Raw genomic sequence first — 14,260 nt, forward strand, 5'->3', positions numbered from 1 at the left:
AAGGAAATGCTTGCCTCAGTAGAGTAGAACCTACTTTGGCTCTACTAAACGTGATTGATACGCTTGTGGATGTTTACAAACAGGACAGACCTCCAGAGCTTTTGGCCCATAATGAATGTGTCCACACACTTCACAAATCCACACCTCTTCTTCATTATCACTTAAGAACTCTTTGTGTGATGTGAGTCTCTCTAAAAGCATTCTGTACATCTTCTCATGCTCTACTTCTATTTTTCCTATGTTTTTAAAGAGCGTTGCTGCTTCAAGATGCCCCTCCTCTTTTGCTATTGCTGCAAAATCAGGATACATTGTCGTATTTTCATAGCTTTCACCATTGATAGCATCTTGGAGATTCTCTTCTGTGTTGCCAAAGTTGTTTTCTCTCTCGAACTTCATACGGTTATGCAGAGAGAGTTGTAATTTCGCATGAGTCTTTTCATTATCAGCTGCTCTTTGAAAATGTACTGCAATATCACGATATCCTTCTTTTTGCGCTACTTTGGCATAAAACTCATATCTGTTTCTAGCCATTGACTCTCCTGCAACTGCTTTCATCAGGTTAACTAAAGTGAGATTTTCAGTAATCCTCTTCATAGCCTCTCCACAACAATGAAGCTCACCGCCACCAACATCTTGAACTTCTACAATATTGCCACATTTGTTACATCTGTACGATTCATACTGTCTCATCTTCTATCCTTTTATAGTTTAGATAGGACTATTGTTACACAAAGCAACTTAAAGGAAAATTATTATCTTTTGAAAATCAATTCCAAAGTATCTTCAGTACTATATTATTATATTTTGAGTATAATCTGCATATTTTTATTTTTACAAGGAATTTCAAACCATGAGTTTTTTAAAAGAGTTTGACGAAGAAGTATATAACTTATGCGAAAAAGAGCTAGAGAGACAAACAGACCACTTAGAGATGATTGCATCAGAGAACTTTACACTTCCTGCAGTTATGGAAGCAATGGGCTCTGTATTTACAAACAAATATGCAGAAGGTTACCCTGCAAAACGTTACTATGGTGGATGTGAATATGCTGATGGTGTAGAACAACTGGCAATAGACAGAGCTTGCAAGCTTTTTGGATGTAAATATGCAAATGTACAGCCTCACTCAGGTTCTCAGGCAAACGGTGCAGTTTATGCAGCGCTTTTAAAAGCAGGTGATAAACTCTTAGGGATGGACCTAAGTCATGGTGGACACCTTACACACGGTTCCAAGCCAAGCTTTTCTGGTAAAAACTACTCATCATTTACATATGGTGTTGAGCTTGATGGTCGCATCAATTATGAGAGAGTTTTAGACATTGCTAAAATCGTTCAGCCTAAGATTATCGTATGTGGTGCTTCTGCATATGCACGTGAGATTGACTTTGCAAAATTCCGTGAGATCGCAGATGAAGTCGGTGCTATTTTATTTGCTGACATTGCACACATTGCAGGTCTGGTAGCTGCAGGTGAACATCCTAGCCCATTCCCTCACGCACATGTGGTCACTACGACTACACACAAAACTCTTGCAGGCCCTCGTGGTGGTATGATCATGACAAATGATGAAGATATCGCTAAGAAAATCAACTCTGCAATCTTCCCTGCCCTCCAAGGTGGACCGCTTGTTCATGTGATCGCTGCAAAAGCTGTTGGTTTTAAACATAACCTTAGCCCAGAATGGAAAGAGTATGCACAACAAGTGAAGAAAAATGCTGCTGTTCTTGCTGATGTACTGATGAAGCGTGGTTATGATGTTGTATCAGGTGGAACAGACAACCACCTTGTACTTGTGAGCTTTGTTGGTAAAGAGATCTCTGGAAAAGATGCAGATGCTGCTCTTGGAAATGCCGGTATCACTGTTAACAAAAACACTGTTCCGGGTGAGACAAGAAGTCCGTTTGTAACTTCTGGTATCCGTGTAGGAAGCCCTGCACTTACAAGCCGTGGTATGAAAGAAAAAGAGTTTGAACTTATTGCAAACCGTATGGCTGATGTTTTAGATGATATCAACAATACAGAGCTCCAGACAAAAATCAAAGAAGAGCTAAAAGAGTTAGCACAAAACTTTGTAATTTATAATCAAGCAACGTATTAACAGGTATATAACTTTATGACTTCAATGGACTTAAAACTCATTAAAATGGTAAGTGACCACTACTGGATCAAACGTGATACAGTAGTAGATAAAATCTCATTTAAAGGGCGTACTTTTTATAACAAGTTTGAAAGAGTCAATGCTCCACTTACCCAATCGGTTATCAACCAACACCTCAAAGGTGAGATAACAGTTGCACATTCATTGGTCAATAAAATGAATAAAGTAGAAAATATCGTTATCGATTATAATGGTCGTGACCCTGAACGGTTCTACCACAAGACACAACTTCTTCTCCGTGAAGAAGGTTTTATAAACTTTACAGCGTATAAGAGTAAGACAGAAGGCCATTTACACGTTTACATTCACAAAGGTCATACAACACTTCAAGAGGCTATACAGCTTGGAAAAATGCTCAGTATGAAACTGGCAGCCAAACAACCAAAACAGTGGAGAATGTTTCCAAACAATGATATGCCGGATGAGTATAATATTCTTGTTTTACCGTATGATGTCTATGCCAAAGAGCGTGGTGCTTCTTGGTCAAAACACATGTAGTGTTTCTTTAGAAAATAATCTGATTTCTAAAGAAAATTATCTGGCTTGTTTCTTTAGCCTATTTTTGGTATTATAAACAAGAGATTTAACAAGAGGTAAGATTATGGATGATAAAAACGAACTGAGTGATATTGTACTTAATAAAGGAAATGCGTCAGGTTCTAATAAAAAAATTATACTGGCAATAGCAACATTAGGTGTAGTTTTAATTATTGTCTTAATGCTTATGAGCTCTATGAACTCAGGCTCAACTGACAACTTACCTCAAGCAGTTTTACCACCAAAACCACAAAAAGAAACTGTTCAGGAGAATGTTCAAGAAGAACCACTTTTTGAAGAAGTGCAAGTAATCGAGGATGACTCTTCGACTGATGCCGATCTTGATAAAATCGCGCAAAAACTCAAAGAAGAGAGTCAAACAGAAGCAGCTACTGCTCCTGTCAAAAAAGCTCCTGATGCTACGAAAACGGTGAATAAACCAGTAAAAACAACAACGAAAAAAGTTGCACAAACAGCAACAACAGGTATCAAGTATTATATTCAAGTTGGTTCTTTCTCAAGATATGAACCAAATAAAAAATTCTTAAGATCTATCAAAAATCTAGGTTTTAACTATAGATACCATAAGGTTGGTAATCTTAATAAGGTTCTTGTTGGACCGTTTAATACAAGAAAAGAAGCTAACAATGCCAAAAGAGTTCTTCGTGCTAAAGTTGAACCGGGTGCATTCTTAGTAAAACTATAATAATTTATTAACAAATATTTTTCAAGGCAGACTTTGATACACTCAAAACAATTTACGCTTGACCAGTTAGCACCGATAGCGGTCTACTCAAAAATACGTGAGATGTTTTCGGATGAAATATCTTATCTTTTTGAAAGCGCCGGTGGAAGTGAGGGCAACTACTCTTTCATCTGTATTGGCGCTAGAGAACGTTTACAATATATCGATGATAAAACAGTCTATACTGACATAGAAGGCGTACAACATACAAAAGAAGAGAATCCGTTTACTTTTTTAAAAAAGTACTATAAAAAGATAGATACAACTATCTATAAGCAAGCTACAAAAGAGCTTGGTGTCGGTTATGTAGATGGCTTTATCGGTTTTATCGGTTATGATATGGTAAAAGTCTTTGAACCAAAACTGGGTTCCAGTATGGACCACTTAGTCGATGAACTGCATACTCCTGATTTAGACCTGATATTGCCTAAACTTGTTTTGGTTTATTCGCATAAAAATCATAAAATCACACTTATCTCTACACTTAAAGAGTATGCAGAGAAGTTTGAAAACATTGAAGCAGATCTCAAAGGTACCTATACTTATAAACACAGAGTTTATAATATCGGTAATGATAAAGGCAGTTATGCTCACTCTAAAGAGAAGTTCTTTGAGATGATAGATAAATCAAAAGAGATGATAAAAAGCGGTGATGTTTTTCAGATTCTTATGACAAACCGCTTCACCCGTCATATCAAGGTAGACCCATTCTCTTTTTATAGAATCCTCCGTGCTAAAAACCCTTCACCATATATGTTTTTAATGGAGTATGAAGATTTTAGCATCGTTGGCTCTTCTCCAGAGGTTATGGTTCGTCTGACTGATGGTGAGCTGTTATTACGACCGATTGCAGGAACAAGAAAACGCGGTAAAACAAAAGAGCGAGATAAAGAGCTCGAAGCTGAGCTTCTTAATGATCCAAAAGAGTTGGCAGAGCATTTGATGCTAATTGATTTAGGACGTAATGATGTCGGTCGTGTTGCAAAGACAGGAACTGTCAAAGTAGAAGATATGATGCATATAGAGCGTTTTTCCCATGTGATGCACATCGTTTCCGATGTTGTTGCCGAACTTCGGGATGATAAAGATATGTTTGATCTGTTTATGGCAACTTTTACAGCTGGAACAATGACCGGTGCTCCAAAAATCCGTGCAATGGAACTCATCGCTGAGTATGAAGGTCTCAAGCGTGGTTTTTACAGTGGAAGTATCGGTTACTTTGGATTTGATGGAAATATGGATAGTGCTATTACCATCAGAACGGCTCTTGTCACAAAAGAGAAGGTAGTACTTCAAGCTGGTGCCGGTGTAGTTGCGGACAGTATTAATGAGTTAGAGTACTTGGAAGTGAAAAATAAACTTGGTGCACTTATTCACTCTTTAGAAGATCTTGATCCAAAAGACTCATGAAACTTTTTACAATTTTTGGAAATCCCGTATCACACTCTCGTTCTCCATTGATGCACAACAGTGTATTTAAACACCTTGGCTATCCGGCTTGCTATACACGTACACATCTTGAAGATGGTTCAACTCTGCGTGAGACTTTTTTTAATTTAAAACTGAGTGGTGCAAATATAACAGTCCCACATAAAGAAGCAGCCTTTGCAGCCTGTGATGAGATACGTGGTTTTGCAAACAAAGTTGGTGTTGTCAATACTATTGTAGAAGAAAATGGAAAGCTCATCGGCTACAATACTGATGCTGATGGCTTTTTATACGCTATCCTAGAGTTTGAGAATGTCAAAAGTGTACTCATTCTTGGTGCAGGCGGTACTGCAAAAGCATTAGCAGCAAAGTTTTTAGAAGAAAATATGCAAGTAAGTGTTTTAAACAGAAGTGCTGGACGTCTTGAGTTCTTTAAAACAGTTGGCTGTAAAACATTCACATGGGATGATTTTCAACTCTCATCCTATGATTTAGTTGTAAATACGACAAGTGCAGGACTGAATGATACAGAACTTCCTGCTCCAAAAGAGCTAGTTACATCTGTTTTAGATGCTACTCGCTACGCAGCAGATGCCATTTATGGGAAACTCACTCCTTTTTTGGCACTTGCGAAAGAGAAGAATCTTCCATACAAAGATGGTGCGGATATGCTTCTAGGACAAGGAGTCCTTGCCAACGAACTTTTTGTTCAGGGTAAACTTAAAAAAGAGCAGATAAAAGCATCAATGCAAAAAAGCTTTCTGCTTTAAAACTTCTAGCGTGAGAAAGAAAAACCTATAGCAAACTTTGTAATATTTTTATTATAATCAATCAGAGATTCAACATAACCACTAAAAAGCTTCATGTAAAGATATGATTTATCTTTTCGTAACGGATATGAATATGTTGCTTCCATAGCTCCTCGCATACTTTCAATATTACCACGAACCATAAGACTAAACATGCTTTCATTATAGAAATAAGTAAATTTTACTTGTGTATATCCCAAATACTTCATTAGATCCGGGTTATCACTTAAGTTTGAGCTACCAGGAAAAGGATACAATAGTGTTAAGTCGGTAATTAAGGTACTATGCTGTAGACGTAGAGTTCCATAAAGGTAGTTAATACTTTTGGAAAGATTGAATCTATTAAACTCTGGAATATTTTCAGTATTTGGCTGTCCATTAGATTTATGCGCAATAGCTACTTTAAGTGAGCGCATATGAAACATCGACTTTTTATCACTAATAGGGAAGACTACAAAGCCCTCTGGATTGTATAAACTCTCTCTAAAAGGCGAAGATTCAATATAAATCTGCCAAAATGCATGTTGCGTATATGCGAGATAGTATTTTTCATTCAAACCAAAAAGATTGTATGCAATTTGTAGTTTCAAACTCACCTGAATCTCTGCCTCTTTTTTATCATAGTTAATGACATTTGGCAGATGTGAAGTATATGGCCGGTTTGCAATCGCAAAAGGTAAGATATAATTTGCCTTATATGGTTGCAGACCAAAAACATCATCTAGCCAATTTTGCATACTCTCTTTTGAACGGTCATTTTTAATATTTTCTATATTTATTTTACTTTTTGTTGCATCAATCGGTGCAGGTTTATCACACACTTCTACCGCTGATAAAGAGAGTGCAATCAATAATATACTTATAAAAAACTTCATTTATACCCTCACTCTGTCTTCCAAGGCTCGTGTCAACGAGAGCAAGTCAATATTTTCCAAGCTTACTCCTGTAGGCACACCTTGAGCAATTTTAGAAAAATTCACATGATAAGCGCTCAATTTATCCTCAATATAAAGAATAACAGCATCATTTGCAATGGAAGGAGTCAGGGCAAAAAGTATCTCTTCTATGCCATTTTTTACTATATTTTCAAGATGTGATATAGAGAGCTCTTCTAGTGAATCCAGGACAAAATATTTTCCGTCAAACAAGCCGTTCTCTTCTAAAAGTAGTATATCTTTTGCATTTTCAACAATACATAAAAGTGTAGTATCACGTGTCTCGTCAGAGCATATATGACAGAGTTCATCTTCACTCATACCACCGCACATACGACACTTTTTCAAACTCCCTATCGCATCCTCTATTGCGTGAGATATTTTCAAACCGACATATGTATTGTTCATAATCATAAAATAGGCAAGTCTTGTAGCAGATTTTTTACCAATCGTAGGTAACTCTTGCAATGCATCAACAAGCCTGTTGAATTTTTCTAATGAATTATTCATCTCTATCTACTGCTTTCTCTTTAGGAACGAGCAACCAAAGCTTTAAGGGTGCATTGAGCCTGCCTGCAAGTTGGAGTGCTTCATCACCACTTCCTACAAACAAATCAGCTCTTACGCTTCCTTTGATTGCACCACCCGTATCTTGTGCGAATACAATTCTGTTGATTTTCTTCTCTTGTAAATTTGCGCTCAAGTATAACATATTTCCTAACAAAATATACCTTTTATCCACTGCAATAGAGCGCATCGGTGTCAATTCTACACCTAAAGCTCCTGTAGCACCCTGCTCTCTTTTTGAAAAAAAGACCATTGAGTTGTTGTAATTGAGTACTTCATCAAGTTCTTGCGGATGTTCTTGTAACCATTTTTTTATGCTTTGAAGTGAAACTTCTTCGAGTGTCAGATTACCTCTTTTTACAAGATATTTACCGATAGATCGGTATCTATGCCCATTTTGATTATCGTATCCTAAATAGATAGAACTGTTATCATCAAATTTTGCGATTCCTGATCCCTGTACTTCTAAAAAAAACTTATCTATCAAAGAATCGCAATAACAGATTACTGATGCATTCAAATCATTATAAGCCACCTCTCCTCGAGCGTAGTAAGGCACAAGTTTATTCCCTACCAAACGACCACGCAGTCTGTAGTGTTTAAGTTCAGGATATATTCTTGCCAAATCAATAGTAACTAAATCTTTCGGTGTCGCATATACTGGGTATCTGTAACGTTCTGTTTGTTCATAAGAGGCGTGAATTTCGGCTTCATAGTAGCCTGTAAGTGTTCCTTGATTATCTTCTTTGTTATTTAAAATAAGAAAAGGTTGGAAGTTTGCTGTAATGAATTCTTGAGCGTTTTGTGTTTCTTGTGCTTTATTACATAAATCTGTATAGATATCAAAAACTTTTTTAGTTTGACAATTTTTTACAAACAGCTGTAGCACCTCATCAAAATTCTCTTTATGAAAATCAGGTAGAGATTCAAACGTCGTTTTTCGCAATTCTGTATTTGACAGCTCTTTAAGATGCACTTTTGGCTCTTTTGAGCAGGATACAAAAAAGAGAAAAAAGAATAAAGTGATGATTACTATTTTCATGAGTGAGATTATATCATCAAAGTATTTATTTTAAATTACAAAATGGGTATAATTTCACAAAAATTTTAAACAAATATAGGATTATAAATGGAAGAGTTAAGCTATTATGAGATTTTAGAAGTATCACGTGACGCAGATAAGGCAACAATCAAAAAAGCTTATAGAAAAATGGCAAAAAAATACCATCCCGATAAAAATCCGGGAGACAAAGAAGCTGAACATAAATTCAAGCTCTGTAATGAGGCCTATCAGTGCCTTAGTGATGACCAGCAAAGAAGTATCTATGACAGATATGGTAAAGAAGGTCTCCAAGGTATGGGTGGAGGCCATGGTGCTTCTCACGCAGGATTTGATGACTTAGGAGCTATCTTTGAAGAGATGTTCAGTGGTTTTGGAGGCGGTGGCAGAAGACGTCAAAATCCGGCAGATATGGACAAATATCCACTTGATATGAACGTCGATATGTACATCAGCTTCCAAGAGGCTATCTTTGGTTGTGAAAAAGAGATAGAGTACACATATAAAAAAGCATGTGAAGCTTGTAAAGGTACAGGTGCCAAAGATGGTAAGCTCTCTACCTGTCCACAATGTAAAGGACAAGGTCAGGTTTATATGAAGCAAGGCTTTATGACCTTCTCTCAAACATGTCCAGTATGTCACGGAACAGGTTCCTCTGCAGCCCAGAAGTGTAAAGTATGTCGCGGTAGTGGTTATGAAGAGGTACGTGAGAAGATCACTATCACCGTTCCAAAAGGGATTGATTCTGGAAATCGTCTTAGAGTCTCTGGTAAAGGTAACATTGGTAAAAACGGTAATAGAGGTGATCTCTACATCACATTTGAGGTCAAACCGGACAAACACTTTATAAGAAACGACAATGATGTCTATATTGAAATTCCGGTATTCTTTACACAGGCTGTAAAGGGCGATACTTTAACAATTCCGTCACTTACAGGTGAGCTTGAATTAAAGCTTGATATTGGAACAAAAGACAAACAACGCTATACTTTTAGAGGTGAAGGTATCGATAATGTTCATGGACATGGAAAAGGTGACTTAATTGCTATCATCAACATCCAGTATCCTAAAAAACTGAGTGATGAGCAATTAGAGTTGCTAAATCAACTCCAAGAGTCCTTCGGTATTGAGTCAAAACCGCATGAGAGTCTGCTTGACTCTGCTATAGATAAAATGAAAAGTTGGTTTAAATAAAATATTATGAATAAACAGCATCTTAAAGACAAGCTATCATCATTAGCTCTTTCTATGTTTCGAAAAGACTTTTTTGGAATATATCACGGTTCGCTCTCAGCAAAAACTGAGTCAAGCCGTTTTCTTATCAACACAAAAGAAGCTGTCTTTGATGCAATTGATAACAATTCACTGATTGAACTCTACTTTAAAAAAGATTATAGATGGAAGCAAGCAAGTATCGATGCAAGTATCCACCACTCTATCTACTCACAGATATCAGAAGCAAAATTTGTCTGCTTCTCTATGCCGCAATTTACAACTGCTTATTCACTTAACCACAACATCATCGTTCCTAAGGATTATTTTGGGCATAAAGAGATTGGCTCCATTGAAATTTTTGACCCAAAACAGTTTGAAGATTGGTATGAGAGAGCACAGAGTGAGATAGCCTACTATTTTCAGACAAATAAAACAAACATCATGGTAATTCGCGGATACGGTGTTTATGCCTACAGCAGAGATATGCATGAGATGGCCAAACAGTTAGCCATCTTGGAGAAAAGCTGCAGACTTTTAATGCTTGACAATGATGCAGCCAATTGTGAGTTCGACTAATTTTTAAAGTGCTTCAATCGCTTTATAAGCCACATCCATCATCTTCTTTATCTCTTCTTCACTAATAATATACGGCGGCATAAAATAGACGATATGTCCAAGCGGACGTAAAAGTACTCCATTATTAAGCCCATACTCGTACACTTTTAGCCCTATGCGTTCTTCTGCTGTGTACCCTTTGAGCTCAACTGCACAAACCATACCGGTTTGACGTACTTCTGCCACATTTTGCAAGCTTTTAAATCTTTCAAGCTCTTTTGCCATCAAAGCTGCTTTTTCTCTGTTTTTCTCAATAATATTTTCATTTTCAAAGATATCCAAAGTTGCATTTGCAGCAGAACATGCCAAAGCATTACCGGTATAAGAGTGTGAGTGTAAAAACGCTTTATGCTCATTATAGTCACAATAGAACTTTGCATAAACATCGTTAGAAGTAAGCACTACAGAGAGTGGGAGATATCCGCCGGTAAGTCCTTTTGAAAGAACTAAAAAGTCAGGTGAGATTCCAGCCTTTTGACAAGCAAAAAGCTCTCCGGTACGACCAAAACCAACCATTACCTCATCCGCGATAAGATGTACATTGAATCTGTCACATATCTCACGCAGTAAAACTAAAAAGTGAGGATGATACATATGCATATACCCTGCCCCTTGGATCAAAGGCTCAACAATAATAGCACTTATCTCATCGGCTCTTTGTTGACAAAGTAGCTCAAACTCCTGGGCTGCTGTTATAGCACTTTCTTTGCTCATATCTTGTGGTACGGGAGTTTGAACAGTCTTCATAAGAAGTGGTTCATAGGTATCTTTGTAAAGTTCTACATCACCGACACTGAGAGCTCCTATTGTCTCTCCGTGATATGAATTCGTTAGTGAAACAAAGAGTGGTTTTTTCTCTCCTGAGTTCAAATGAGCGTGATAACTCATCTTAAGTGCAACTTCAACTGCAGATGAGCCGTTATCTGAGTAAAAACATTTATCTAAACCATTAGGTGTTAGTTTTACAAGACGCTCAGAAAGCCTCACAACCTGTTCATGAGTAAACCCTGCGAGTATAACATGTTCTAATGTATCTAACTGCTTTTTTATCTTTTCGTTTATATAACTGTTAGTATGTCCAAACATATTTACCCACCATGAGCTTATAGCATCAATATAACGATTTCCTTCAAAATCTTCCAGATAGACTCCATGGGCTTTCTTTATCGGTATTAGCGGCAATCTCTCATGATCTTTCATCTGTGTACAGGGGTGCCAAAGGACATCCAAGTCTCTGTTTTTTAATTCTTCATTTTTCATAACAAAATTATATCTTTCTCTCTCCTCTTTATCAAGTTTAAAGGCGAATTTACATAGAATTACATAAATTTGATGAAGAAGGTTTTTTACTATTATGATTACATGGATGCAAAGACATAAGAAATGGCTTATTATAACCATTTGGATTTCAACTATCGCTTTTATCGGTGCTGGTTTTGTCGGTTGGGGACAATATAAATATGGAGACAAAGCAAGTGCTGTTGCAAAAGTCGGTGATGTTGAGATATCTATGAGCGAACTGCAAAAAACCTACTCTCGTCTCTATCAGCAATATAACCAGATGATGCAAGGTAATTTTGATGAAGAAAAAGCGAAACAGTTTGGCTTACAGAAACAGGCTTTACAACAACTCATCCAACAAGCGTATCTTCTTAATCTTGCGCAGTCGTATGACCTAATGGTCAGTGACCTGGAACTTTTCAAAGTTATAAAATCGCAAAAGGTTTTTTATAAAAACGGTGCTTTTGACAAAGATACATACAAACAGGTTCTTTCACAAAACAGAATGACTCCAAAAGAGTATGAAACAGGACTTAGAAGAGAACTGCTTTTACAAAAAACTCTTGCCCTTCTTCCTGTAAAAACTTCAAAAAATGAAGCAAAAATCTTAGATACACTGTTGAACATTGCAGATAAGATTGAATATAAAATACTTTCAGAATCAATGATCAGTGTTGATACATCAGATGCAAAACTCAAAGCATTCTGGGAGAGTATGAAAAACAACTTTATGACAGATGTAAGTTATGAGATCAACTTTGTCAAACAGTCTCCTGTAGTAAAAGAGTACGATGAAGCTGCCATTACAAAATACTACCAAGCCAACAGAACACACTTTAAAGACAGCGAAGGTAAGATACTTCCACTCAAAGAAGCAAAAGAGGCAGTAATAAAAGAGTTAAATACAAAAGCATCTAAAGATACAGCGCTCAGAACATACATCGCTTTCAAAAAAGGAAAGCTTGATTCATCGATACAGAAAGAGACACTGACAGTTTCAGCATCCAATAACCCTCTAGGAACAGAGGTACTTGAGAAGATAAAGTCTCTTTCTGCTACAAAACCGTATGCAAAACCTGTTCTTGTTAACGATACTTATTATATAATCGAGTTAGTTAAAACAAACCCTGCAATGCCAAAATCTTTTGAAGCTGCACGTACGGAAGTTTTACCACTCTATCTAAAACAAAAAAGAAAAGAGAAGCTCTTTGAGTTAGCAAACAACTCATTAGCTACATTTAAAGGAAAAACTACCGATTTTATCACTGTTAGTTCATTAGATGCGATGAATGGTCTTTCAAAAGCAGAGACAGCAGAGTTTCTTCAGAAGCTTTTTACTTCTGATAAAAAAAGAGCTTTTATAACATTAAAAGATGAAAAAGTTGTTTTATACAACATTTTGGAACAAAAACTGCTTAATAACAAAAATAGTAATCAAAGTGATGTTATCACTCGATTAAAAAGTACAATGTTTAGTGAAGGTCTTCTAAAAACCCTCCAAAACAAGTACCAAACTGAGATATTTATCCAAGGACTCTAAATTGAGTAGAACTGTTTTAGCCATTGACATTGGCTCAACAAAAATTTGTGCTGTTATCGCTGAGATTGCTAACGATAACACTATCTCCATTACAGGAGCTGGAACAACAAAAGCACAAGGCCTCAAAAAAGGAAGTATCACAAATATTGAACTTGCCTCTCGCAGTATTAAAACAGCTGTTGAAGATGCAAAAAGAGTTTCCGGTGCAAATGTTACGAGTGCAATCGTATCAATTTCGGGAGCCTATACAAAAAGTCTAAACTCTAACGGCATTGTAAATATCCAATCAAAAGAGATATCTTTTGAAGAGATCAAACGTGTTATGCATACATCTCTTTATAATGCAAATATTCCAAATGAGTATGAAGTACTTCATGCTCTGCCATTTAACTTCAAAGTAGATGATCAGGACTATATCGAAGACCCACTTGGAATGAATGCTTCTCGTTTAGAAGTTGAAACACATATCATTACAACACAAAAATCAAATCTTAACAATCTCAAAAAAGCTGTCAAAGGTGCAGGAGTAGAAGTAGAAAACATAGTGCTTAACTCGTATGCATCAGCTATTGCAACACTTAATGAAGATGAACGCGAACTTGGTGCTGCGGTTATTGACATGGGTGGTAATACTAGCAATATTGCAATATACTCTGGAAACTCCATTAGATACAATGAGTATCTTGGTGTTGGTTCCAACCATGTCACAAGTGACCTTTCAATGGCACTGCATACACCACTCAATGTTGCGGATAAAGTAAAACTGACATACGGCTCACTCCTTACTCCAAGTAATGACTTGATTGAACTGCCTGTAATCGGTGATGAAGAGACAACACACGAAGTCTCTTTGGAAGTTGTTCATAATGTTATCTTTGCAAGAGTGGAAGAGACATTGATGATACTTGCACAGTTTATTGAAAAGAGTGGTTTAAAAGATCAAATTGGTGCAGGAGTTGTTCTCACCGGTGGCTTTTCAAAAATGGAAGGCATCCGTGACTTGGCAATTGCGACCTTTGGATCTATGCCAGTACGTCTTGCAAAGCCGCGTGAGATGGATGGACTCTTTGATACACTCAGAGAACCTGAATATGCAAGTGCAATTGGTTTGATTATGTATGCTGCATATCCGTATACACCATATGAGATTGATGTAAACAAACGTGTACGTCATACAAATGAAACACCGACACAAAGTACAACTGTAGATCTTTCTGACACAACAGAAAACCTTACTACTCCTCTCGTAAAAGAGGAGAAAGAAGCAAAAATGATCAATCTTGAAGAAGCACAGAGTAAAAAAAGTGATGAAGCAGGAAGCTTAAGCAAATTTTGGAATTGGGCAACCCAGTTATTTTAAAGGAGTGAAA

The 14,260-nt window shown here is 36.9% G+C and carries 14 protein-coding genes; 9 read left to right on the forward strand and 5 right to left on the reverse strand.

Annotation, left to right across the window (positions count from 1 at the left end; all coding sequences use genetic code 11):
• Positions 1-30: 30 nt before the first annotated feature.
• Positions 31-690, reverse strand: a complete 660-nt coding sequence (locus ES948_RS04885) for a ferritin family protein (protein WP_152183824.1) — start codon at positions 688-690, stop codon at positions 31-33.
• Between the two features lie 160 nt (positions 691-850).
• On the opposite strand from ES948_RS04885, the gene ES948_RS04890 reads away from it, so the two are divergent.
• From ES948_RS04890 to ES948_RS04910, 5 genes are all read left to right on the forward strand, one after another.
• A complete protein-coding gene (locus ES948_RS04890) occupies positions 851-2,098 on the forward strand; it encodes a serine hydroxymethyltransferase (RefSeq protein ID WP_152183825.1) in 1,248 nt (415 codons plus the stop codon).
• 15 nt (positions 2,099-2,113) lie between these two features.
• On the forward strand, positions 2,114-2,656 hold the full coding sequence (locus tag ES948_RS04895) for a DUF1882 domain-containing protein (protein ID WP_152183826.1): 543 nt from the start codon (positions 2,114-2,116) through the stop codon (positions 2,654-2,656).
• Positions 2,657-2,759: 103 nt separating this feature from the next.
• Positions 2,760-3,401, forward strand: coding sequence for an SPOR domain-containing protein (locus ES948_RS04900; RefSeq protein ID WP_152183827.1), 642 nt, complete (start codon positions 2,760-2,762; stop codon positions 3,399-3,401).
• Positions 3,402-3,434: 33 nt separating this feature from the next.
• Positions 3,435-4,850 (forward strand): anthranilate synthase component I family protein, encoded by a 1,416-nt coding sequence (locus ES948_RS04905; protein ID WP_152183828.1) that lies wholly within the window; start codon positions 3,435-3,437, stop codon positions 4,848-4,850.
• The gene (locus ES948_RS04910; protein WP_152183829.1) at positions 4,847-5,638 is read left to right on the forward strand and encodes a shikimate dehydrogenase; all 792 of its coding nucleotides are present in this window, start codon (positions 4,847-4,849) and stop codon (positions 5,636-5,638) included. Before ES948_RS04905 ends, ES948_RS04910 begins: the two co-directional genes overlap by 4 nt.
• Positions 5,639-5,643: 5 nt before the next feature.
• Here ES948_RS04910 and ES948_RS04915 read toward each other — a convergent pair whose 3' ends face one another.
• From ES948_RS04915 to mltA, 3 genes are read right to left on the reverse strand one after another with little or no spacing between them, the layout of a single operon-like run.
• Entirely contained in the window at positions 5,644-6,552 is a 909-nt protein-coding gene (locus tag ES948_RS04915) for a phospholipase A (RefSeq protein WP_152183830.1), read from the reverse strand.
• Entirely contained in the window at positions 6,553-7,122 is a 570-nt protein-coding gene (gene recR / locus ES948_RS04920; protein WP_152183831.1) for a recombination mediator RecR, read from the reverse strand.
• Positions 7,115-8,221 (reverse strand): murein transglycosylase A, encoded by a 1,107-nt coding sequence (mltA, locus tag ES948_RS04925; RefSeq protein ID WP_152183832.1) that lies wholly within the window; start codon positions 8,219-8,221, stop codon positions 7,115-7,117. Before mltA ends, recR begins: the two co-directional genes overlap by 8 nt.
• Before the next feature lie 87 nt (positions 8,222-8,308).
• Between mltA and dnaJ the strand changes: the two genes are divergently transcribed.
• Together dnaJ and ES948_RS04935 are read left to right on the forward strand one after the other, a co-directional pair.
• Positions 8,309-9,433, forward strand: coding sequence for a molecular chaperone DnaJ (gene dnaJ, locus ES948_RS04930; RefSeq protein ID WP_152183833.1), 1,125 nt, complete (start codon positions 8,309-8,311; stop codon positions 9,431-9,433).
• Between the two features lie 6 nt (positions 9,434-9,439).
• Positions 9,440-10,030 (forward strand): class II aldolase and adducin N-terminal domain-containing protein, encoded by a 591-nt coding sequence (locus tag ES948_RS04935; RefSeq protein ID WP_152183834.1) that lies wholly within the window; start codon positions 9,440-9,442, stop codon positions 10,028-10,030.
• A 3-nt stretch (positions 10,031-10,033) separates the two neighbouring features.
• Here the strand turns inward: ES948_RS04935 and ES948_RS04940 are convergent, their stop codons facing one another.
• Positions 10,034-11,329 (reverse strand): adenosylmethionine--8-amino-7-oxononanoate transaminase, encoded by a 1,296-nt coding sequence (locus ES948_RS04940; RefSeq protein ID WP_152183835.1) that lies wholly within the window; start codon positions 11,327-11,329, stop codon positions 10,034-10,036.
• 94 nt (positions 11,330-11,423) lie between these two features.
• On the opposite strand from ES948_RS04940, the gene ES948_RS04945 reads away from it, so the two are divergent.
• Positions 11,424-12,890 (forward strand): peptidylprolyl isomerase, encoded by a 1,467-nt coding sequence (locus tag ES948_RS04945; RefSeq protein ID WP_152183836.1) that lies wholly within the window; start codon positions 11,424-11,426, stop codon positions 12,888-12,890.
• Between the two features lies 1 nt (position 12,891).
• Entirely contained in the window at positions 12,892-14,250 is a 1,359-nt protein-coding gene (ftsA, locus tag ES948_RS04950) for a cell division protein FtsA (protein WP_152183837.1), read from the forward strand.
• Positions 14,251-14,260 lie beyond the last annotated feature (10 nt).

The organism is Sulfurimonas indica (assembly GCF_009192995.1).
In the GTDB taxonomy this organism is placed as follows: Bacteria; Campylobacterota; Campylobacteria; order Campylobacterales; family Sulfurimonadaceae; genus Sulfurimonas; species Sulfurimonas indica.